Raw genomic sequence first — 21,886 nt, forward strand, 5'->3', positions numbered from 1 at the left:
GACAGCATAATTAAAAAAGCCCGCCGACTCTGCCGTTGACAGGAATAAAAACCCCGGAAGGGTGAAGACTACACCGGCCGCGATACTTTCGCTGGCGCTTCCGGTCGTCTGAATGATATTGTTTTCAAGGATAGTGGTCTTAAACAGTTTTTTGCCCAGGGTAATGGCCAGTACGGCAATGGGAATGGAAGCAGATACCGTAAGTCCCGCTTTTAGCGCCAGATAAACGGTGGATGCTCCAAAGAGGATCCCGAATATGCTGCCGATAAGCAAGGCTTTGAACGTAAATTCTTTCATTTCCGTTTCAGCGCTGATAAAGGGTTGGAATTGTTTTTCAGCCATACAGCTTGATTTACTTTTTAAAAATCAGGTTTGTCGCAAAACCTGCATGATTTAAAGAAATAGCGTACCAGGTCAGTTTTCAGTCAAACCGTTCCCGTTTTGTCGTGCAGGATCTGATTTAACGATTTTATCCGGCTAAAGATCAGCACCCCGCCGATGGTAGCGGCGACGAACCAGATTAAAAAGAAAAATTTCTTATCCGGAAAGTTGTTCCAGGAGGAAGTCATCACTCCTGCCAGTTTCCCTCCAAGGGACATGGTCAGAAACCATCCTCCCATCATCAGTGCCGTAAGCCGCGCAGGCGCCAGTTGAGACACCAGCGACAGACCCATGGGGCTTAGAAAGATCTCTCCGATGGTAAATACGAAATAAGTTCCCCATAACCACCAGGGGGAAGCTTTGTCATGATAAATGGAAGGGATGGAGAGTACGGCAAAAACCATTACCAGTGACGATAATGCGGAAAGGAACAGGGCAATCCCGAATTTGGCCATTGTTGTAGGCTCCTTCCCCCTTTTTCGAAGAATACTGAACAGGAATACAAAAATGGGGGTAAGCAAAACGATGAATAAGGGGTTGATGGATTGAAAAAGCTCCGAATTGGCCAGTTTCAATTCCTTCCCCTGAGGGGGCCATTTTTCTTTGGGCAGGTTATGAAAATACGGATCAGGGCCCGTCTTAGTCAGAATACGTCCGCTGTCATCGCGGATATCGATCATATGTTCGTCCAGTTGATTGACTGTTCTGGGAGCGGTATTTACAGTTTGCAGGACGCCCAGGAAATCGGCCGCTTTTTCAGTGGCGGGAGAGGACAGGCTTCTGTCCGTGTGTCTTTCGGCCCAAAGGGTATAGGCTGTAGAATTCTGGTTATAGATAGCCCAGAAGATGACGGAAATAGAAAAAATAAATAAAAGAGCTCCGATCCCTTTTTTGTCTTCGCCTTTAGCCCGTAACCAAAGGGAAATAAAAAAGGAGATGATCGGAATACAGGCAAAAACAAAGGCATCGCTGGAAGGGCTGTTCGTGATAGTGGTATGAAAAAAGGTTTGAGGGAGGAAATAACCAATAATGGCGGCAACAATACCCGGTACGAATACAAACAGTAATATTTTCGATAAGGGCATGTCCCCTTTTTGGGGTTCTTTCCGGATATCGCCTTCTTTAACGTGTTTAAGGAAGGAACCCAGGGTGATCATGCTGATGATCATACCTACACCTGCTGCCCCGAAAGCATAACCCCAACCGTATTTATTGCGTAAATATGCGGCGATAAAGGGAGAAACCGTAGCGCCGATATTAATGCCCATATAAAAGATGTTATAGGCATTATCTTTTAAAGGTTTAAGATCTTCGCGGTTATAGATATTTCCCAATAAAGTGCTGATATTCGGTTTGAAAAATCCATTGCCCACGATGATCAGACCGAGGGAAACGAATAAGGCCGTATCCCCGGGCAAAGCCATCCCTAAATAACCGGCAGCCAGGAGTGTTCCCCCTATGAAGATGGATTTGATATATCCTAAATACCGGTCGGCAATGTATCCGCCTATGAAGAGCGGCAGCCAGATCAGGGCAATAAAACTTCCGGTGACATCCGAAACGGTCTTGTCCGGCCAGCCTTTGCCGCCCCCCTTATTGTCCAACAGATACAAAAAAAGGATCCCTACCATTAAATAGTAGGCAAAACGTTCCCACATTTCGGTTAAAAAAAGGACATATAATGCTTTCGAATGTTTTCCTGTTCTAATCTGTTGACTCATGTTTTTTAAACAATTAGCACCCAAAATACAGATAAATCCCAATACAGACCTGAGTTAATGGCATTTTAAGGACGAAACGGCCGAACCCCTACACGACCTCTTATAAAATTCTTTTTCGGAATGTGATTATGAATTGGGAATTTCGGGCCGGAATTAATGTCGGGCCTACGGCCTAACCGAGTCCTTTCGGACGAAGGTTACGAGCGAAGCTCCTCAACAGTGTTGAGGGGCGAAGTTCTCCCGTGGTCCGATTTAGATTTAATTTATACTTATGAATATTCTATTGTTAGGCTCTGGCGGCAGGGAACATGCCTTGGCATGGAAACTTATCCAAAGTAGTCATTGTACGGGCCTTTTTATCGCTCCCGGCAATGCGGGTACTGCTCAATGTGGCACCAACGTGGATCTTTCTCCGACCGATTTTGAAAGTGTCAGGAAATTTTGTTTGAAAGAAAAGATCGGCATGGTGATCGTAGGGCCCGAAGAACCTCTCGTAAAAGGGATCGTGGACTTTTTTGGCGCCGATCCGGATCTCAAGGCCATTCCGGTCATCGGACCTTCTGCCAAAGGAGCATTGCTGGAAGGCAGCAAGGCCTTTTCTAAAAAATTCATGGATCGTCATAAGATCCCGACGGCCGCCTACCGGGAATTCGATGCCTCCAATTATGCCGAGGGGGTTGCCTATTTACAGCAGCACTCGTTACCCATCGTTCTGAAGGTCGACGGATTAGCGGCTGGTAAAGGAGTCGTCATTTGCCAGAACCATATTGAAGCCATTGCCGAGTTCGAACTGATGTTACAGGGCAATAAATTCGGGGATGCCGGAAGCAAAGTGGTAGTCGAAGAATTTTTATACGGGATCGAGATGTCTGTTTTTGTGCTTACGGACGGGCTTCATTATGTGATCCTTCCGGAGGCCAAGGATTACAAACGCGTGGGGGAAGGCGATAAAGGGCCCAATACCGGCGGAATGGGAGCTGTGAGCCCAGTGCCCTTTGCAGATGCTTCCTTTATGCAAAAGATCAAAGACAGGATCATAATCCCGACCGTGGAAGGGCTTTTTAAAGAAAAGATCGACTATAAAGGTTTCATATTTATTGGAGTCATCAAGGTTGGCGATGATCCGTATACCATCGAATACAACTGCAGGATGGGCGATCCGGAGACGGAAGTAGTAATGCCCCGTCTGCAGAATGATCTGGTCGAATTGTTCAGGGCTACCGCCGAACAACGTTTGGACGAAGTAACCATCGGACAGGATGAACGGATTGCCTGTACCATCGTGGCCGTAAGCGGGGGCTATCCCGGCAGTTATGAAAAAGGGCTGCCCATCACAGGACTGGACCATCCCTGTCCTGCCGACAGCATCATTTTTCATGCAGGAACCAGGATACAGCCCGATGGAGTGGTAACGAGCGGTGGACGGGTGTTATGTATCACCTCTTTTGCCGAAACCGTTTATGAGGCTGTCGATAAGTCCAGGGATGTTCTCGAAAATATCTATTTCGAAGGCATTTATTACCGAAGGGATATTGGATACGAGTTTTTGTAACTACAATTGTTTTGCATGCCAAATGAAGTCCATTACAGCGATTACCTTCAATTAGATAAGATCCTTGAGGCCCAATTGCCCGAGAGTGACAAACACGGCGGGCCTGCCCATGATGAGATGTTATTCATCGTCATCCACCAGGCCTATGAATTATGGTTCAAACAGCTGTTGTACGAGACGGCATCCGTCAATACCATCATGCAGCAACCTGCCCTGAATGATAATTCTCCACAACTGCAAACGGTCGTTCACCGCTTATCCCGTTGTTCAACGATCCTTAAGGTGCTGGTCCACCAGATCGATATTATGGAGACCATGACGCCTATGGATTTCCTGGATTTCAGGGACCGGCTCCGGCCAGCTTCCGGATTTCAGAGCTGGCAGTTCAAACTGCTGGAAGCCAGGCTGGGATTGAAATACGAACATCGTTTTGGCCAGCAGTATTATATCTCGCAGTTAAGACAACCCCAGATCGACCTCATAAAAGCCGCAGAAAAAGAGCAATCTCTTCTTGAGCTGGTGAACAACTGGCTGGAGCGGATGCCTTTTTTTACGGAGACAGAGAATTGGAGAAAGTTTGAAGGCGGAGCTTTCTGGCCTGCTTACCGGCAGCGCTACCAGGCAAGTTTAGCCGATTCGGAAAAGGCCAACCTGGATTTTTTCGATTCCATTTTTGACACCGCTCCGGCTTCTTCCGCCTCTTCGGCAACGCCTCCATCAGCCGGGGATCCGGATCGTTCACTTTCCCCTGCCGCTTGCCGTTCAGCCTTATTCATCATGTTATACAGGGGGTATCCGGTACTGCAATTGCCTTTCCAGGTGCTTAACCAGTTGCTGGAGATCGATGAACAACTGAGCACCTGGAGGTACAGGCATATGAGCATGGTTCATCGGATGATCGGTACCCGGATTGGTACAGGGGGTAGCACGGGCAAGGATTATTTAAAATCGGCCCTGAATCAGCACCATATGTTTAAAGAGATAGCCGGCCTTACCAGTTTCCTTATTGAAAGAAGAAAATTGCCTGAACTAAGCCCTGAAATGGAAAGGAGATTAGGTTTTGTGGTACCGCAAACCGTTTGATGACGGGGCCGCCGGCATTTGGCTGGCAGCCAGTCTTTCCTTTCTTTTGAAGATTATATTTTTTATTGCCTGTGTAAATACGCCAGCATCGGTTTTATCGTTATTGTGAACTACGGTGATGTATGATGATGAAGAGTCCTGGTTGAAAGAAGCACAAAAAAAATTTGGCAGTTAAAGTTTTGTGGAAAATAATCCGGCAAATCAAGGGTTTCACCTTGTTAATTCAAATTATTTCCTTCAATTTTGCTGACATTATAAGTGAAGCCTTGTTTTACGGAAGAAGGCCAATCATTAGAGGTACACCCGGGATGGGTTAAATTTTGAAATTAACCATACCCGGCGTACAATTAGAAGTTAAAATCTGACCTTTATATAAAATGGGATTATTCAATTTCCTTACGCAAGAAATAGCCATGGACCTGGGTACCGCGAATACCCTCATTATACATAACGACGAAATAGTGGTGAATGAACCGAGTATCGTTGCGCTCGACCGGAACAACCCGAAAACTGTTCTGGCAGTAGGTAAGCGAGCCCTGATGATGCATGAAAAAACCCATGAGAGCATTCGTACGGTGCGTCCGTTAAAGGATGGCGTGATCGCCGATTTTAATGCCGCCGAACTGATGATCCGGGAAATGATCAAGATGATCTACCCCAAAAAGCCACTTTTCCCCCCGAGCTGGCGAATGATGATCTGTATCCCTTCCAGCATCACGGAAGTGGAAAAAAGAGCTGTCCGGGACAGCGCCGAACAAGCCGGAGCCAAAGAAGTATACCTGATTCATGAGCCCATGGCTGCCGCGCTGGGTATCGGCATTGATGTGGAAGAACCTGTCGGGAACATGATCATTGACATTGGCGGAGGTACGACGGGGATCACGGTAATAGCCCTGGCGGGTATTGTCTGTGATCAGTCGATACGTATTGCCGGGGATGAATTCACTGCAGATATTATGGAAGCCCTACGTCGTTACCATAGCTTATTGATCGGGGAAAGAACGGCCGAGCAGATCAAGATCCAGATCGGAGCAGCCCTCAAGGACCTGGACAATCCCCCTGATGATATTCCGGTCAACGGCCGTGACCTGGTGACGGGTATTCCCAAACAGATCATGGTAAGCTACCAGGAAATCGCCGAAGCCCTGGATAAAAGTATATTTAAGATCGAAGAAGCTATTTTGAAAGCCCTGGAAACCACGCCTCCCGAACTGGCAGGAGATATTTACCGCAGGGGTTTGTACCTGACTGGCGGCGGCGCTTTGCTCCGGGGATTGGACAAAAGACTGAGTCAGAAGATCAAATTACCGGTTCATATAGCCGACGATCCGCTGAAAAGCGTGGTGCGTGGTACCGGCATCGCCCTGAAAAATTACGACCGGTATCCGTTTGTTATGAGATAGATTATTCCGATCCAAATTCCTTTTAAATTTTCCCCAGGTGCGTAACGTTTTTCTCTTCATCAGAAGGCATTTTAACTTCCTCTTCTTCCTGGTGTTGCAGATAATAGCCCTTTCTTTCCTTTTTCGTTATAATAAGTTCCATGAAGCTGCTTTTATGGACGTCAGTACGGAGGTCACCGGAAGGATCAACGAAAAATATAATAGTGTAGAATATTATTTCCAGCTGAAAAAGACAAATGAATCCCTTGTCCGGGAAAACCTGCGGCTTCGTCAGCAACTAAAAGAAAATTATGAAGCGCCCGATTCGGTCAGGAGACTGATACGGGATACGCTAAAGATAGATTCAGCCAAAACAATGTTGAAGTACAATATTATGGAGGCTAAGGTAGTGAGCAGCACCACCTCCCTTCAGGCCAATTATCTGACTATTCACCGGGGTGCGGCAGGTCAGGTCCGCCCGAATATGGGTGTTATCGGACCTCAGGGAATTGTAGGTCAGGTGGTGACAGTGAGCGAAAATTTTGCCACCGTAATGAGCCTCCTCCATTACCAATCCAGTGTGATCGTTAAATTAAAGAAAGGAGGAGAGCGGGGGGTTATTAAATGGGACGGTTTGAGCCCTTTATTCGTGACCCTGAAAGATATCCCCAAGAGCGCTAATGTAGCCAAAGGGGATACCGTCCTTACCAGCCAGGCCTCTTCCTTATTCCCGGCGGACGTCATGGTAGGGACCATTTTCGATATTATTCCGGATAATACGAGTAATTTCTATACGCTTAAGATCAGGCCATCCACCAATTTCTTTAACATAGAATACGTGTATGTTGTTGATAATCTGCAATATGGCGAACAAAAAAGACTGGAAGATTCTACCCGTAAAAAAGTCCAATGAGTGAATTGCTGAAAAATACCATCCGATTCGTCTTGTTTATCCTGGTGCAGGTATTTATCCTTTTTAAAATGCCCCCTCTGCACCGGTTCATTACCCCGTACCTGTATTTTCTGTTCATTCTCTGGTTACCTTTCAATTTACCCAGAGCGTCCCTGACCCTGATCGGCTTTATTTTTGGCCTTAGCCTGGATTATTTCAGCAGGACACCCGGGCTGCATGCGGCAGCCTGTACCCTGATCGCCTATGTCCGGCCCTTTGTCATCGGTTTGCTGATTTCCCAGGAAGGGGCGGATAAGAACTATATTTCGCCATCCATTACCAGTATGGGTTGGGCGCCCTATGCAACCTATGTGGTCGTTCTGACCTTTCTTCATCATACCTGGCTGGTTTTATTGGAATGGATGAGTGTTGGCTCATTTATGTATTTTTTGGGTAAGGTGATTGCTTCCACCGCCGTAAGTTTATTATTGATCCTTTTGACAGAATTGTTATTCTACCGGAAACAAAAATTCAGGACCAATACCATTTAACCCCGGCAAAAACTCAACAAACAAATAAAAATGTTGTTTAGTATAGTGTAATTAACGCTTTATACGTTAATTATCCGTACTTCGTAAACGCATACCTGGTACTTTTATATGTCTGTATTCAATCAATCCCGTAGTAATATTATCCGCCTCATTTTCGCAGGCATGTTCCTGATCATTGCAGCACAACTGTTCCATCTGCAGATCGTTTCGGCAAAATATAAAAAGCAGGCACAGGAGAATGCCCTGTTCCGGAAAAGCATCTACCCTACCCGGGGTATCATTTATGACAGGAAAGGAAGGGCAATCCTTAATAATACTATTCTATATGACCTGATGATCACCCCTGCACAGGTTAAAAATATCGATACCGTCTATTTCTGCCAGTTATTGGGCATCGATACGACAGAGTTTCGCAGCCGGGTATTGGATGCCCGTTTCAAGAACGGCCCTTTTCGCCCAACCATATTCGAGGATCTTTTGCCTCCTGACATGTATGCCAGACTGGAGGAGAATATCTGGAAATTCCCCGGATTCAACTTGCAGGAACGTCCGATCCGGGTATATCCTTTTAACGCAGCCGCGCATATTATGGGTTATGTGGGCGAGGTAGATTCTGCCATTTTAAAACGGTCAAATAATTTTTACCAGTTGGGTGATTATGTGGGTCGTAGCGGTCTGGAACAGTCCTATGAGAAACAACTAATGGGGCAGCGGGGTATCGAATTCTGGATAAAAGATAATAAGAACAGGCTGGTCGGTCATTACCAGGATAAGGGCCTGGACACTCCGGCTATTGCAGGAAAGAACCTGCGCACCTATATGGATATAGAATTACAACAGTTGGCTGAAAGATTGTTGGCGGGAAAAACAGGAGCCGTTGTCGCTATTGAACCATCTTCGGGTGGTATCCTCGCCATGGCTTCCGGCCCGGATTATGATCCCAATTCCCTGACCGGGCCCGATAAACAAACGAATTATGCCCGCCTGGCCCTGGATGAATCCGGCCCCTTACTCAACCGGGCCATTAAAGGACAGTATGCACCCGGGTCTACCTACAAACCTGTGGGAGCCTTGATCGGTCTTGACGAAGGGGTCATAACCCCGGCTAGCTCTTATCCATGTCTGGGTTATTATTATGGATGTACCCGGCCGGCAAAATGTGATGAAAAGGTTCCCGGTCATGCGGGTAGTCTGCGTCTGGCGATCGCCCATTCCTGTAATTCCTTTTTCATCATGGCCTTTCGTGCCGCCCTGGATAACCGCAATTTCAGCGGCGCCCGGGAGGGGTTGACAAAATGGAAGGAATATGTAAATAAATTTGGTCTTGGCCATCGTACCGGGATCGATCTGCCCAGCGAAGACGGCGGCAATATTCCCGATACCGCGGTTTATGATAAGGATTATAATCATTCCTGGAATTCCTGTACGATGTACACCATGGGTATCGGACAGGATAAAATGTTGCTCACTCCCCTTCAGATGGCCAATGCGATGTGTATCGTAGCCAATAAAGGGTACTATTATACGCCGCATTTTGTTCAGCGGGTAGAAGAGGGAGCACAGGACGATACCCTTTTAAACAGATTTCATCAAAAACATGAACCCGTAACCCATATTTCCGATGCGGATTATAATGTGGTACAGAGTGGGATGCAGGACGTGACGGAGATCGGTACAGGGCGGATTGCCCGGATCCCGGGAATCGATATGTGTGCAAAAACCGGTACGGCGGAAAATAAACGGGTTATCGACGGAAAGGTGATCAAACTGAAATCCCACTCCATTTTCGTCTGTTTTGCTCCCCGGGAAAATCCAAAAATTGCGGTGGCAGTGATCGTTGAGAATGGGGGATATGGAGGAGCACAGGCAGGTCCGATCGCTTCAATGTTGGTGGAAAAGTATTTGACCGATTCCCTGAGGCCTTCCCGCATGGCAGATCTGGACCGCATTTCCAAAACGAACCTGATGCCAAAATATCTGGTACGGCTACAATACAAAGCTGATTCTAACAGGGCTGCCATTTGGGCCAAACAATCGGGAGACAGTACCCGTTTGCTGAAGTATCAGACGCCTTCGTTCCGCACGATGATGATGGATACTTCCGTTGACTCCAAAAGCCCGATTTATCTGGCTATTAAAAAAATGCCGGTATTCAGAGGCCCTGTTTTTAAACCAAGGACGGACCCGAATATACAGCAACAACAACCTGTACAGCCGCCCAAAGCGGACTCGAATGGGAGGCCGGCTGCTTCCGGTTCCGGACCTGCAACGGGACCCGCTTCAGGATCGACTGGAGGACCAGCTTCGGGACCCGTCATCAAACAGGGGACTAGGGCAAACTCTCCTGGGGTAAAAAGCCAGAAGAAAGATTCAACGCCTGTTCAACCTGCTCCGGCGCCGAAAACTGACGATAGTCCGCCGCCTAAGAAGGATTCGACCAGGAAATAAAAATAAAATTACCGTAAAAAGATAACCGTAAAAAGATAACCGGAGCAAAGCATTACTATGAGTCAAAGAAACCCTGCCATTTCAAAAGGTGTGGACTGGTCCCTGGTTTGGATCTGGTTTACGCTTTGTTCTATTGGCGTCACGAGCATTTTTGCTGCTTCCTATCATGACGGGGATAATGTCGTGCAGGGTTTTATTTCACTAAAAACGGACTATAGCCGTCAGCTGTTGTTTTTTATCATAGCAGGTATTGTCGGTACCGGTATCCTGTTGACGGATAGTAAATTTTTCACGGCGACGGCTAATCTGGGTTATGCGTTTGGGATCTTTTTACTATTACTCGTTTTTCCTTTTCACTCCCGGATTAAAGGAACGGAATCCATTATCCGTATTGGAACCGCATTCCAAATACAGCCGGCCGATCTTTGTAAGATATTTGTAAACCTGGCGCTAGCCAAGTATCTGTCCCGGGTGGAAACCAATTTTACAAGACCCAGGTCTCATCTGATCGCAGCTTCCATTGCCCTGGCGCCTACGGTTCTCAGTATCATGCAGCATGAAATGGGATTGGCCCTGGTCTATTTTTCTTTTTTCCTGGTTATGTTCCGGGAAGGATTACCCGCCTCCGTGCTGGTTATCGGTTTTTCCTTTTCTGCGCTGGTAGTAGCAACGCTGGTACTCGAGCCCAATACTCTCGCCATTATTCTGACCTTAATTGCTTTACTGGCCATTTATATCCTGCGAAGACAGGTCAAGAGGAATCGCTCCGTTCTTTTTATTATAGCCGGCATCTGGTTTGTTTGTGTAGGAGTCCAGCGTTTCGTTGTTCCCTTTGCCTTTGACCATGCCCTGCAACCTTACCAGGTCAAGCGGATCTATGACCTGATCGGCAAGGATTATATTCCCAAAGATCAGGCTACGGAAGTGGCTTTGGAAAGCGAGCAGAAAACAAGTGCGAAGAAAAAAGACAACAACTATAATGTAAAACAGAGTAAGATAGCCATTGGCAGCGGAGGACTTATCGGGAAGGGTTTGCTGAAAGGAACCCAGACCCGTTATGATTTTGTTCCGGAACAAAAGACCGATTTTATTTTCTGTACGATAGGGGAAGGTTTCGGTTTTGTAGGGAGCATCCTTTTCCTGGGAATCTATATTCTGTTACTATTGCGAATAGTGACTGTGGCCGAACGACAGCGAAGCGTCTTCAGCCGCTGTTATGCCTACGGCGTAGCCAGTGTACTATTCTTCCATATCGTCATAAATATATGTATGACCATCGGGCTGGCTCCTGTGATCGGGATCCCATTGCCTTTTGTCAGTTATGGGGGCACTTCTCTTCTGACTTTCAGCATTATGCTGTTCATTATGGTCCGCCTGGATGCCGACAGACAGATGGTGTTAAGGTAATCACCCCCTAACCCCCTGAAGGGGGAGTACCCCCTAACCCCCTGAAGGGGGAATAATAATCAGGAAGATTATTGAATTAAAAAAAGAATTGAAATGAGTGAAAACAACAAAAATAACAGCCTGTTACCAAACTCCCCCTTTAGGCTATCGAGCGAAGGCGAAGGTAGCGGGCGAGTGTTGAACAGTGTTCAACGCGAAGCTCTGGGGGGTAATTTATGAAGATCATTCCATTGTCCGAAGGAGCATTCACTATCGATAAAACTAAATTGTTCGTTCCCTTCGATACGGAAAAGGACGATCTGCAGCAGCGTCCTGTGGGAAGTCTGCTGGTAGAGGTGCAGCCTTTTGCCATCGTTACTACGGAAGATGTCCTCGTATTGGATACGGGTCTGGGATTTGAAAAGGACGGGGTCCTGCAGATCCATCAGAACCTCCTGAACGCGGGAATCGATCCTTCGAAGGTCACAAAGGTTTTAATGAGCCATCTTCATAAGGATCATGCCGGCGGGATCAGCCGGGCACCTAAGGATGGCTATCCGGGAAATGAAGGTGGTCGTGAACTTTCATTCCCCAATGCGACTTATTATATCCAGCGTAAGGAATTGGAATATGCTTATGAAAAAGGTCCAACCTCTTATTTAACCGAAGAACTTGCAGGGTTGAAGACATCGCCCAGGGTAGTTTTCCTGGACGGTGATGGGGTGATCGATGGTTATATTCGTTATAAAGTGACCGGTGCGCACTGTCCTTTTCACCAGGTCTTCTGGATCGTGGATGGCGGTGAAAAAGTGTTTTTTGGCGCCGATGTAGCCCCGCAGTTGTCGCAGATGAAAAGCCGTTTTGTAGCGAAATATGATTATGATGGAAAAAAAGCGATGGAACTAAGACAGGAGTGGTGGCAACAAGGAAAAGAAGAAGCCTGGACCTTTCTTTTTTATCATGATATCAAGACGCCGGTATTTAATGCACAGGTGTAAGTGATAACAATTCTTAAAAGAAACTATCTCTTAAAAGAAACTATCTCTTAAAAGAAACTAACTCTTATAGGAATCTAAATTTTTGGAAACGGGAATTACAAAGGGGTTCCCCCTTTGTCGCAACGCATATGATTTTTTTGGGGCCGTGCGGCATTTTTTCAGGAGCAGCACGGCCCCAAAAAAAAGAGGCTGGCTCTGGAAAGAGCCGGCCGTTGCTAACCTATGAAAAACACCAGGTTCAAATATCGTCAATCAGGTGGCCGTAAGTAAAATTAATCGGTCAATAAGGAAAATATCGGGGTCTATTATTCTTGCCGTGGTGTTTGTTTGGCCCTGGTTAGCGATTTTCTACTCTGCGCATTTGCATTTGCCTGCGCTGCATCTCTTTCTGGACAAAGGCTCCAAAATCTTTTTCTGCACGGAAGAATTCATTGGTCTTTTCGGGAGATAATACTTTATCAAACTCAGGACTGAATTTTTTCTTACTGTTAAGAATAGATTCATCCAGGATTAGCTCATTTTTATGGACCCGGTAGGCTTGGTGTGCCTGGCGGACTTCAGCTGCGTATTGATTATAGACAGGCCAGAATCGCTGCGCTTCTTCCGGGGACAAGTTGAGACGCTTGGTGATAAAAGCGATCTTCATGGCTTCCAGGTCACCACCCATCCGTCTTGGCTGCCCTCCGGGCTGTAATCCCCCCTGGGCCATGCCAGGTAAGGCAAACCAACAGATCATTACCAGTACAGAAATTATTTTTTTCATTTTTTTCACCTGATTCATTGTCCGGTTTCTTACCCGCCATGTTCTTCCAGATACTCATTCAACTCGTCATCGGGTACATCTCCAAGCATACTTTTTATATCACTTTCATTTATATCGAGGGTGGCAGTGCTTCCGTTCGTTGCCGCTTCTGCCTGTGGTATCGAAATCGTTTGATTATCAATATAGTTCAGGATCTCCTGGTCGCTCACTTTAGTCAGGCTCTTTTGGATGTCAGGCGAGCCGGTACTTCCCGTCTTTTGAAGGGCCGGCCATCCTGCTATCAGGATAAGACCGGTTACTGCAGCTGCGGCAGCATAGGCGATCCAGCTTTTACGTTTATTCCGGTTGATGGAAATGGGTTCGGCAAAAGTTGTTGGCTTCTGCGTGGCCTTTATTAAAACCGTATCGGCAAAATGATCAAAATAACCGTCGGGAGCCCGGTATGTGGGTCTGTTTTTCAGACCGGTCAACAAAGAAGGAGATTCTTCCAATTCGTCGTTCACAAAATCGAGGGCCTTTACGCCGGAAACGATCCCTGCAGCCAATTCGGAAAAGTAACCTTCCGGAGCCTCAAAAGGGGGCTTTTTCGTGATCCGGCTCAATAAGGGTGACAGGGAGGCTAACTCTTCCCGGGAATTACTTTCTTCCGTTTGTCCGGTTTTTATCCGGTTCAATAATTTTTCCGCGAAGGCTTCAAAATAACCACCCGGAACGCTATATGCCTGGTTTTTGCCGATTTGTTCCCATAAAGGAATGTTTTCCGGGCTTTCCAGGGTCCGGGTCCTGGTCCTGGAAAGCACTCCGGCAGAAAACCCCTCGAAATAACCCGAAGGCACCTGATACGGGGTAGTCCGGCCGATGCCGCCGACCACCTTACTCAGGAGTCTCAGTTCTTCCGATATGTCATTGTGCTGTTCCATCGTAATTTCAGACCCCTTTCGGTAATCAAAGTTTAATGATTCAGGATATAATCCTCAATTTTTTTCACGGCGTGATGATAGGATGCCTTCAATGCCCCTTCCGAAGTATCCAATACCCGGCTCATTTCTTCATAGGGCATTTCATCATAATACCGTAAATTAAATACAATCTTTTGTTTTTCAGGGAGTTGTTGCATCGCCAATTGGAGTTTCCACTCCAATTTGTTGGGATCGAAGTCTTTATCCGCCAGGATCTTATTACTCAGGCCGGATTCCATGTCACTAAGGGAAAGAGTCGCTTTTCTTTTTTGCTGCTCGAGATAGCTGAGACATTCGTTGGTCGCGATCCGGTATAGCCACGTATAGAGCTGGGAATCTTCCCGGAAGTTCTCTAATCCATTCCAGACACGTATAAATACATTTTGCAATACGTCATTGGCGTCCTCATGTTCGATGACCATACGGCGCACATGCCAATAGAGTTTTTCCTGGTATTTTTTTATGATAGCAGTGAAGGCCTTTTCCTTGGTGTTAGGGTCCCGGAATTGAATTAACAATTCGGTGTCATGAATAGTCACCCCCATAAGGTTAGCAATTTTAATGACATTAGACCAAATGCAGTACGCCAGGTTTAAACGCCGGAAACCATATATTATTTGTTTTTCCGGGCTATCACCTTTTCTGCGGCAGCTACGATATTTGGCGTATCCAATCCGTATTTTGTTAATAATTGGGTAGGGGTACCACTTTCACCAAACGTATCGTTGGTTCCAACATATTCGATGGGAATGGGTAAGTTCTTGGCTGCAACCTGAGCGATGGCATCTCCCAACCCTCCGATAATATTATGTTCTTCGGCAGTGACTGCACAACGGGTCTTCTGTATGGAGGCCAGCACGGCAGCCGTATCGAGAGGCTTGATCGTGTGAATATTGATCACTTCCACCGAAAGACCTTTTTCCTGCAGGATCTTCCCGGCTTCTATTGCTTTCCATACCAGGTGGCCGCAGGCAAAAATGGAGACGTCCGTTCCTTCTGAGAAGATCTGGGCCTTTCCTATTTCGAATTTAAGATTTTCGGTAAATATGGGCCAAACGGGACGGCCAAAACGAAGATATACCGGTCCTACATAATCAGCGATGGCGATAGTCGCAGCTTTGGTCTGGCTGTAATCGCAGGGAACGATCACCGTCATACCAGGCAACATCTTCATCATACCTATATCTTCCAGGATCTGGTGTGTCGCACCGTCTTCTCCCAGGGTAACTCCTGCATGGGAAGCGCAAATCTTTACATTCTTACCGGAATAGGCTACCGACTGGCGGATCTGATCGTAGACGCGGCCGGTAGAGAAGTTGGCGAAGGTAGTGGTAAAGGGGATCTTTCCGCCAATGGTCAGACCGGCTGCAATGCTGATCATATTGGCTTCCGATATACCGCACTGTACGAAACGTTCCGGAAATTCCTTTATAAACTGATTCAGTTTCATGGAGCCGGCGAGGTCTGCCGTCAGGGCGACAATATTTGGGTTTTTACGGGCTATTTCTACAATTCCATCTCCAAATCCGCTACGGGTGTCTTTCTGTCCGGTTACTGTTATCTCATTTAACATGAATCAGTGAATTAGATTGATTAATATGGTTGGCGGGATATGCTATATTCCTAAAAGTATATCCCGCCAAATAACTGTCGTGCAAAGTAATGAAAAGGTTTTCAGTTTAACTCTGAAAACTTACCATTATAAAATTTCTCGTCGGCCTTTAATTTTTGTTCCCATTTCCAGGCAGTCGCCAGCATATCTTCCAGGCTATACAGGAGCTCCCAACCCAGCAAATCCCTGGCCAGATCATTATTGGCATAAATAGCGACCACGTCACCGGGTCTGCGGGGACCGATCTTATAGTTCAGTTTTACGGAACTAACCTTTTCAAAGGCTTTGATAGCTTCCAGTACCGTGACTCCATTACCGGTTCCCAGATTAAATACCTCACATTTTTTTGCCATCTTCTTTTCGAGGAGATATTTCAAGCCTAAGGTATGGGCATGCGCTATATCGCAAACATGGATATAATCGCGGATACAGGAACCATCCCTGGTTGGGTAATCGTCGCCATAAACGGTCGTCTGGGGTAATTTCCCAATTGCAGTCTGTGTAATTACCGGCACGAGGTTGGCAGGTCTGCCGATAGGCATTTCCCCGATAAGGATACTGGGGTGGGCACCAACCGGGTTGAAATATCGTAACAAGATACATTTGGTGCGGGTCGCTGCTTTTGAAAATTCATTGATGATCTGCTCGCCCATCTGCTTGGTATATCCATAAGGAGATTCTGCAGGTTTGGGAGGAGTCAATTCAGTAACAGGGATCACGTCCGGGTTGCCATAAACGGTACAGGAGGAAGAAAATACGAAATAGGGTATTTCGAATTCCTGCACACATTTTAAGAGGTTGATCAGGGACTGGAGGTTATTTTCGAAATACATTAAAGGCTGTTCAACGGATTCCCCAACCGCCTTATATGCAGCGAAATGAATGATCCCTGCAATATTTTCATTCTCCTGGAAAATGGCAAAAGTGTCATCGTAATTGCAAAGATCGACCTTATAGTTTTTTATTTTTTTGCCGGTGATCTTTTCCACTCCTTCCAGTATCCTCGGAGAAGAGCGAACATTGTTGTCAACGCAAATGACCTCGAATCCATTGGCGATCAGGTCAACAATTGTATGTGAGCCTATATAGCCACATCCACCGGTAACAAGGATTTTTTCCATGGTTGAATATAATTACTAAGGGTTATGAATGTAATAAATGAAGAAGATATTGACCATACCCGCTTTTTAGCAGGGGTTGCGCCATCTTCTCCAGTTGGGCTTTATCGATAAATCCTTTCCTGTAAGCGATCTCTTCTATGCAGGCAATCTTTATACCCTGCCGTTGTTCAATTACCTGTACAAACTGGGAAGCCTGCATGAGGGAATCGATCGTACCGGTGTCCAGCCAGGCTGTTCCCCGGTCCAGGATAGATACCTTTAATTTCCCCCGGCGAAGATATTCCTTATTCACATCTGTGATTTCATATTCGCCCCTTGGTGAGGGGGCCAGGTGTTTGGAAATATTAACTACCTCATTATCATAGAAGTATAGACCTGGGACGGCATAGCTGCTTTTTGGAGAGGCTGGTTTTTCTTCGATGGAGATGGCATTCCGTTTTTCATCGAATTCCACCACTCCGTACCGTTCAGGATCACTGACCTGGTAGGCATATACGATACCTCCATCGGGGTGGGTGTTATTTTCCAGCTGTTTGCCCAGACCCGCACCATAAAAGATATTATCCCCGAGAACCAGGGCCACAGGGTCGGTTCCTATGAAATCTGCCCCTATAACGAAGGCTTGTGCCAGCCCATTAGGGAGGGGTTGTTCGGCATATTGTATCTGAAGACCCAGCTGTGCTCCGTTACCGAATAATTTTTTAAATAAAGGCAGGTCATGTGGCGTCGAAATTATGAGGATCTCATGGATCCCGGCCAGCATTAGGGTCGATAACGGATAGTAGATCATGGGTTTATCATATACCGGGATGATCTGTTTACTGATGGCATAGGTTATTGGGTGCAGACGGGTGCCGGATCCTCCGGCCAGTATAATTCCCTTCATTGTCAGATGATTATGTGAAATGGCCGGCTAAAATAGCCAGCTAAAAAATTAAAGAGTGGTAAAGATAAGCTAACTAATAGTTTTTACCTGATCAGGTGTACTATAAAATAAACAAATGCTGCCAGCAAGGCGCTGACCGGAATGGTAAGGATCCAAGCCCATAGAAGACTGATGGTGACCCCCCAACGGACGGCGGATAAACGTTTGGTTGCCCCTACTCCGATGATCGCTCCTGTGATCGTATGGGTAGTGCTGACCGGAATACCCAGTTTATCAGAAACGAAAAGGGTAATTGCCCCGGCTGTTTCCGCACTTACTCCTTCCAGCGGAGTGACCTTGGTGATCCTTGTTCCCATCGTCTTTACGATTTTCCAGCCACCGCTCATGGTTCCAAGGGCAATGGCTGAAAAACTCGCTATTGGAACCCACATATTTGCATCGATGAACTCTTTAAAATCCATATGCCGACCCAGGGAATGATTATAATAGATCATGGCTGCCCCGATGATCCCCATTACTTTCTGGGCATCATTACTTCCATGCCCAAGGCTTAACAGGGCCGAGGATATCAATTGTAATCTTCTGAACCAGTTGTCGGCGCGGTAAGGGTTTGCGCGTCGGCAGATATTTATAATAAGTATGGAAATAAAAAAGCCAATGATCATGCCGATCAGGGGCGCCAGGAAAATGAACAGAAAGGTCGGGATCACCTTGGCATAATTGATAACAGCAACACCATGGCTTTTCAATGCCCCGGCATGTGCCAGTGCCGCACCCATAAACCCCCCGAGGAGTGTATGGGAAGAGCTGGATGGGATTCCAAACCACCAGGTTAATAAATTCCAGCAGATTGCGGCGATCAGCCCGGAAAAAATAACTTCCAGGGTAATAAAATCTTTATTGACCGAATTGGCAATCGTATTGCCGATCTTGAATTCACCAATGAGATAACGAGCAATGAAAAAAGCGGCGAAATTGAACAGGGCCGCCCAGAGAACAGCCTGAAAAGGGGTTAGAACCTTCGTGGAAACGATGGTGGCTATAGAATTGGCAGCATCGTGAAACCCGTTTATATAATCAAAGACAAGCGCCAGGATGATAATGATTACCAAAAAAGTCATAGTAGATCGGAAAGCAATAAGCTTCAAGCCAAAAGCTGCGGGCTACAAGCCGCAAGCTGGATGCTTCAAGCTACAAGCCAGCGTTTTTTATAGTTAGTAATTAAGGTTATGCTAGCGGTTGTTTTATTACGCATACTTAATAATGATGGATTCAATTACATTAGCAGCATCTTCGCATTTGTCGGTAACGATCTCCATGACCTGGTAGATCTCCCTTTTTTTGATCACTTCTTTGGCATCGGGTTCTGTTTCGAACAGACGATCGATACTCATGTCGAAAATGTCGTCGGCCTGGTTCTCGATGCTGTTCACTTTTACCAGGGCATCCGTAATCTTCCGCATATCCCTCATATTGCGTAACTCCCGGACGGCGAGGCGGATCTGGGCAGCACCCTGGTCGATCAGGTCCGCCATTTTTTGAATACCGGTATCGTTGGGATTGACCTTATAAAAATTGATCTTTTTGCAGGTAGCATATATGTAATCGCAGATGTCATCCAGCGCGCTGGCCAGATAATGAATATCTTCCCGGTCAAAAGGAGTGATGAAGTTACGTCCCAATTCAGTAAAGATCCGGTGCGTAAGGTCGTCATTGACATGCTCCTGGTCTTCCACCTGTGAAATAATTGCGGCCCTTTTATCGAAATCCGGTTCTGCTACTACTTCCTTCATCAGTTTGCCCATTTTTCCCACGCCATCGGCCACTTCCTCAAACAGGGAATAGAATACCCGGTCTTTGGGTGTGAACAGTTGAATGATCGAGTTGAACGACATGCTCCAAAATTTGGACAAAAATAGAACTATTCAATCGTATCAATCAAAAGCTTTTACCTTTTCCTCCATTATTTGGCATCCTTAAAGGAAATTATTTGGCTTCCGTACCTGTATAACCGGAGGGAAAAGTCTGAATGGCGGCTGTCCCTGTCTCCGGAAGAACTGTATTGGCCGGCAGGAAGGAGATCGGTTTGCCGGGTGGATGCCCTTCCCCGGAAGGGTCCCCCATCAGTAGGGCGATGGTGGCAGCAAACTGTTTTTGATAGACCTGTCCGGAAGTTTTTATTTCTCCTTCCATCTTTAAATCAGGCCCAAGCATAGCCAGCCAGATTTCCCCGGACCCTTTTGCCCAAAATCCATGGGTAGACCAGGTAGAAGATTTGCTTCCCCGGCCATGGTCTGTCGTGATCAGAAATGTGGTACTGTCCCGGTAAAAAGGATCCGTTTGAACCGCATACCATAATTCGGCAATAATCCTGTCAGCACCCGAAGCTTTTTGCAGGTAAAGATCATACCGTCCCGCATGTGCGCATTCATCCGTTTCGCCCAGCCCCAGAAAAACTACCGAAGGATGATGCCGCCCGATGTATTCCCGGGCGGTTAAGAAGGTCAGGAGATCCTGCCGCGTGTGGGACCGGGGCATTATGTCCTGTACACTATCAATCAAATCCGCTGAAAGGTTGCCAGGTTCATCCAGCTTTTGATAACCGCTGTTGACCGGCAGATGGCTGCGTGTTTCATTCAGGATATAGGGGAAAACGTTCCATGACGTAAAAACCGCAACTTTCCCCTGAAAGGACAGGCTATTGTTGAGGTATTCCAGCACGCTGGTGTTCCGGTTATTAATGGCCAGGTTGGGGCTGATAAAGGCGTCGGTATGCCCGGTAAGGATCTCGTTATAGCCCGGATAGGAGATTTTATAGAAATTTTTTACATTGACTTTGTTATGGAAATTGCGGTTCCCGAAAAGCTGTCCTTTTTGCGCAATAGTATTCCAAAAAAAAGGCATCAGCCTGCTCCTTCTTAAGTTTGGTGTGGAATCATCATAGAGTTGCCGGGTGAGTGCCGTATCCCGGACATACCGGGTATCGTTCATTAATACCGGGTCCGCTCCTGCAAAAATTTCCTGCCACCGGAATCCATCGATGGTTATTACAAATAAATGCCGGGTTTTTGCAGGGGTTTGACCGGAAGAGGAAGGACATATAAATAAAAGGATGCCTAGGGCTGCCAAAAGGGCAAACAAATGGGGCCTTGCCGGAAGATAAGCCATGGAAATTGGCGAGGTAAGCTTCATGTTAACGGGTTTGTCAAAATTAGCCCGTCCATATGACCGGATGTTTACCCGAACATTAAGTTAACATTATATGAACTATTCCGCAGGCTTGCTAAACTCTCCTTTTTTGGGAAAATTAAACAGGAGGCTGGTCAGGATCGGGATAACAAAAATGGCTACAGTCAGTACTGAGGTAAGGATATCACCCCATACCATCGTATGTCCTTCCGGAATCGGAAGACCCTGGGATTCCAGACAGGCATTTTTCCCTTCTAAAAACTCCGAGAATCCTGTACAAGGCGAAAAATGGGTATAAACTGAGAGCAGGAGTTTCACGCCTAATATCGCGATTACGGTAAAGGCGCAGGTTTCCAGAAAGGCGTATTTTTCCATTAACCGGACAAAAGCCTGGGCTACAAAGCGCATAGCCAGGATCCCGATGAAAACGCCAATCCAGATAATGATGATGTTTTTTGAAAAGGCAACTGCGGCAAAAACATTGTCGATGGAAAACGCCATGTCCATTAATTCAACCAAGGCAACGGTTGCCCAGAAATTGCCAAAGGTGCCCACCGTCATTTTATAGAGCCAGTTTCCTTTTTTATCGACAAAATCATCTTCTTTGCTTTCGGACTGCTTGCCTTTCCACCAATCCCAGACCAGGTACAGTAAATAAATGCCGCCCAAAGGTTTCAGGTACCAGAATTGAACGAGAAAGGAGGCAAACAGCAGGGCCAGTCCCCTGAATACGTATGCGCCAACGATCCCATATTTCAGGGCTTTGTCCCGTTGGTTCTTTGGCAGGTCCATGACCATGGTAGCCAGCACGGCGGCATTGTCTACGGATAACAAACTTTCGATCACAATTAAGTTACCAATGACCAGGGCGGATGGGATCGGGTTGTCCAGAATGTTTTGAAAGAGTTGAGAAAGGTCCATGTTAAGATTGTTAGGTGTACAGTTAAGGGCTTAATCGCAGA

General features: G+C 46.5%; 20 protein-coding genes. 8 read left to right on the plus strand and 12 right to left on the minus strand.

Annotation, left to right across the window (positions count from 1 at the left end):
• Together ACX0G9_RS29135 and ACX0G9_RS29140 are read right to left on the minus strand one after the other, a co-directional pair.
• Positions 1 to 342: OPT/YSL family transporter (locus tag ACX0G9_RS29135; RefSeq protein WP_459068513.1), on the minus strand; the 342-nt coding region annotated here is incomplete at its 3' end.
• Positions 343 to 425: 83 nt separating this feature from the next.
• Positions 426 to 2,102 carry a peptide MFS transporter gene (locus ACX0G9_RS29140; protein ID WP_459068514.1) on the minus strand — a complete coding sequence of 559 codons (1,677 nt, stop codon included), beginning with the start codon at positions 2,100 to 2,102 and terminating at the stop codon, positions 426 to 428.
• Between the two features lie 271 nt (positions 2,103 to 2,373).
• Here ACX0G9_RS29140 and purD point away from each other — a divergent pair, with 271 nt between their 5' ends.
• The 8 genes from purD to ACX0G9_RS29180 all read left to right on the plus strand — a co-directional run bounded on the left by purD (position 2,374) and on the right by ACX0G9_RS29180 (position 12,394).
• Entirely contained in the window at positions 2,374 to 3,654 is a 1,281-nt protein-coding gene (purD, locus tag ACX0G9_RS29145; RefSeq protein ID WP_459068515.1) for a phosphoribosylamine--glycine ligase, read from the plus strand.
• 15 nt (positions 3,655 to 3,669) lie between these two features.
• Positions 3,670 to 4,737 (plus strand): tryptophan 2,3-dioxygenase, encoded by a 1,068-nt coding sequence (locus tag ACX0G9_RS29150; RefSeq protein ID WP_459068516.1) that lies wholly within the window; start codon positions 3,670 to 3,672, stop codon positions 4,735 to 4,737.
• Positions 4,738 to 5,114: 377 nt separating this feature from the next.
• Entirely contained in the window at positions 5,115 to 6,140 is a 1,026-nt protein-coding gene (locus ACX0G9_RS29155; protein ID WP_303590284.1) for a rod shape-determining protein, read from the plus strand.
• Between the two features lie 37 nt (positions 6,141 to 6,177).
• Positions 6,178 to 7,032, plus strand: coding sequence for a rod shape-determining protein MreC (gene mreC / locus ACX0G9_RS29160; protein ID WP_459068517.1), 855 nt, complete (start codon positions 6,178 to 6,180; stop codon positions 7,030 to 7,032).
• Positions 7,029 to 7,562, plus strand: a complete 534-nt coding sequence (gene mreD, locus ACX0G9_RS29165) for a rod shape-determining protein MreD (protein ID WP_459068518.1) — start codon at positions 7,029 to 7,031, stop codon at positions 7,560 to 7,562. Before mreC ends, mreD begins: the two co-directional genes overlap by 4 nt.
• 108 nt (positions 7,563 to 7,670) lie before the next feature.
• Entirely contained in the window at positions 7,671 to 10,010 is a 2,340-nt protein-coding gene (mrdA, locus tag ACX0G9_RS29170) for a penicillin-binding protein 2 (RefSeq protein ID WP_459068519.1), read from the plus strand.
• 57 nt (positions 10,011 to 10,067) lie between these two features.
• Positions 10,068 to 11,417: a rod shape-determining protein RodA gene (gene rodA / locus ACX0G9_RS29175; RefSeq protein ID WP_459068520.1), complete on the plus strand. Its 1,350-nt coding sequence runs from the start codon at positions 10,068 to 10,070 to the stop codon at positions 11,415 to 11,417.
• 215 nt (positions 11,418 to 11,632) lie between these two features.
• Positions 11,633 to 12,394: an MBL fold metallo-hydrolase gene (locus ACX0G9_RS29180; protein WP_459068521.1), complete on the plus strand. Its 762-nt coding sequence runs from the start codon at positions 11,633 to 11,635 to the stop codon at positions 12,392 to 12,394.
• A 337-nt stretch (positions 12,395 to 12,731) separates the two neighbouring features.
• Here the strand turns inward: ACX0G9_RS29180 and ACX0G9_RS29185 are convergent, their stop codons facing one another.
• From ACX0G9_RS29185 to ACX0G9_RS29230, 10 genes are all read right to left on the minus strand, one after another.
• On the minus strand, positions 12,732 to 13,157 hold the full coding sequence (locus ACX0G9_RS29185; RefSeq protein ID WP_459068522.1) for a hypothetical protein: 426 nt from the start codon (positions 13,155 to 13,157) through the stop codon (positions 12,732 to 12,734).
• 29 nt (positions 13,158 to 13,186) lie between these two features.
• Positions 13,187 to 14,077: a hypothetical protein gene (locus tag ACX0G9_RS29190; protein ID WP_459068523.1), complete on the minus strand. Its 891-nt coding sequence runs from the start codon at positions 14,075 to 14,077 to the stop codon at positions 13,187 to 13,189.
• Positions 14,078 to 14,109: 32 nt separating this feature from the next.
• Entirely contained in the window at positions 14,110 to 14,661 is a 552-nt protein-coding gene (locus tag ACX0G9_RS29195; protein WP_459068524.1) for an RNA polymerase sigma factor, read from the minus strand.
• 68 nt (positions 14,662 to 14,729) lie between these two features.
• Entirely contained in the window at positions 14,730 to 15,689 is a 960-nt protein-coding gene (locus tag ACX0G9_RS29200; RefSeq protein ID WP_459068525.1) for a transketolase family protein, read from the minus strand.
• A gap of 101 nt (positions 15,690 to 15,790) precedes the next feature.
• Positions 15,791 to 16,849 carry a UDP-glucose 4-epimerase GalE gene (gene galE, locus ACX0G9_RS29205; RefSeq protein WP_459068526.1) on the minus strand — a complete coding sequence of 353 codons (1,059 nt, stop codon included), beginning with the start codon at positions 16,847 to 16,849 and terminating at the stop codon, positions 15,791 to 15,793.
• 22 nt (positions 16,850 to 16,871) lie between these two features.
• Positions 16,872 to 17,735 (minus strand): glucose-1-phosphate thymidylyltransferase RfbA, encoded by an 864-nt coding sequence (gene rfbA, locus ACX0G9_RS29210; protein WP_459068527.1) that lies wholly within the window; start codon positions 17,733 to 17,735, stop codon positions 16,872 to 16,874.
• Between the two features lie 83 nt (positions 17,736 to 17,818).
• On the minus strand, positions 17,819 to 18,856 hold the full coding sequence (locus ACX0G9_RS29215) for an inorganic phosphate transporter (protein WP_459068528.1): 1,038 nt from the start codon (positions 18,854 to 18,856) through the stop codon (positions 17,819 to 17,821).
• Positions 18,857 to 18,982: 126 nt separating this feature from the next.
• Entirely contained in the window at positions 18,983 to 19,630 is a 648-nt protein-coding gene (locus ACX0G9_RS29220) for a DUF47 domain-containing protein (RefSeq protein ID WP_459068529.1), read from the minus strand.
• A 91-nt stretch (positions 19,631 to 19,721) separates the two neighbouring features.
• Positions 19,722 to 20,927, minus strand: a complete 1,206-nt coding sequence (locus ACX0G9_RS29225) for a hypothetical protein (protein WP_459068530.1) — start codon at positions 20,925 to 20,927, stop codon at positions 19,722 to 19,724.
• A 75-nt stretch (positions 20,928 to 21,002) separates the two neighbouring features.
• Complete coding sequence (locus tag ACX0G9_RS29230) at positions 21,003 to 21,845, minus strand: DUF475 domain-containing protein (protein ID WP_459068531.1); 843 nt, start codon at positions 21,843 to 21,845, stop codon at positions 21,003 to 21,005.
• Positions 21,846 to 21,886: the final 41 nt, after the last annotated feature.

The sequence above is a fragment of the Flavitalea flava genome (assembly GCF_054461575.1).

Bases quoted from the DNA above. Each gene is read 5' to 3' on its own strand.
- ACX0G9_RS29140 (WP_459068514.1), bottom strand. From the start codon at position 2,102: ATGAGTCAACAGATTAGAACAGGAAAACATTCGAAAGCATTATATGTC.
- purD (WP_459068515.1), top strand. From the start codon at position 2,374: ATGAATATTCTATTGTTAGGCTCTGGCGGCAGGGAACATGCCTTGGCA.
- ACX0G9_RS29150 (WP_459068516.1), top strand. From the start codon at position 3,670: ATGCCAAATGAAGTCCATTACAGCGATTACCTTCAATTAGATAAGATC.
- ACX0G9_RS29155 (WP_303590284.1), top strand. From the start codon at position 5,115: ATGGGATTATTCAATTTCCTTACGCAAGAAATAGCCATGGACCTGGGT.
- mreD (WP_459068518.1), top strand. From the start codon at position 7,029: ATGAGTGAATTGCTGAAAAATACCATCCGATTCGTCTTGTTTATCCTG.
- mrdA (WP_459068519.1), top strand. From the start codon at position 7,671: ATGTCTGTATTCAATCAATCCCGTAGTAATATTATCCGCCTCATTTTC.
- rodA (WP_459068520.1), top strand. From the start codon at position 10,068: ATGAGTCAAAGAAACCCTGCCATTTCAAAAGGTGTGGACTGGTCCCTG.
- ACX0G9_RS29180 (WP_459068521.1), top strand. From the start codon at position 11,633: ATGAAGATCATTCCATTGTCCGAAGGAGCATTCACTATCGATAAAACT.
- ACX0G9_RS29185 (WP_459068522.1), bottom strand. From the start codon at position 13,157: ATGAAAAAAATAATTTCTGTACTGGTAATGATCTGTTGGTTTGCCTTA.
- ACX0G9_RS29190 (WP_459068523.1), bottom strand. From the start codon at position 14,077: ATGGAACAGCACAATGACATATCGGAAGAACTGAGACTCCTGAGTAAG.
- ACX0G9_RS29195 (WP_459068524.1), bottom strand. From the start codon at position 14,661: ATGGGGGTGACTATTCATGACACCGAATTGTTAATTCAATTCCGGGAC.
- ACX0G9_RS29200 (WP_459068525.1), bottom strand. From the start codon at position 15,689: ATGTTAAATGAGATAACAGTAACCGGACAGAAAGACACCCGTAGCGGA.
- galE (WP_459068526.1), bottom strand. From the start codon at position 16,849: ATGGAAAAAATCCTTGTTACCGGTGGATGTGGCTATATAGGCTCACAT.
- rfbA (WP_459068527.1), bottom strand. From the start codon at position 17,735: ATGAAGGGAATTATACTGGCCGGAGGATCCGGCACCCGTCTGCACCCA.
- ACX0G9_RS29215 (WP_459068528.1), bottom strand. From the start codon at position 18,856: ATGACTTTTTTGGTAATCATTATCATCCTGGCGCTTGTCTTTGATTAT.
- ACX0G9_RS29220 (WP_459068529.1), bottom strand. From the start codon at position 19,630: ATGTCGTTCAACTCGATCATTCAACTGTTCACACCCAAAGACCGGGTA.
- ACX0G9_RS29225 (WP_459068530.1), bottom strand. From the start codon at position 20,927: ATGAAGCTTACCTCGCCAATTTCCATGGCTTATCTTCCGGCAAGGCCC.
- ACX0G9_RS29230 (WP_459068531.1), bottom strand. From the start codon at position 21,845: ATGGACCTTTCTCAACTCTTTCAAAACATTCTGGACAACCCGATCCCA.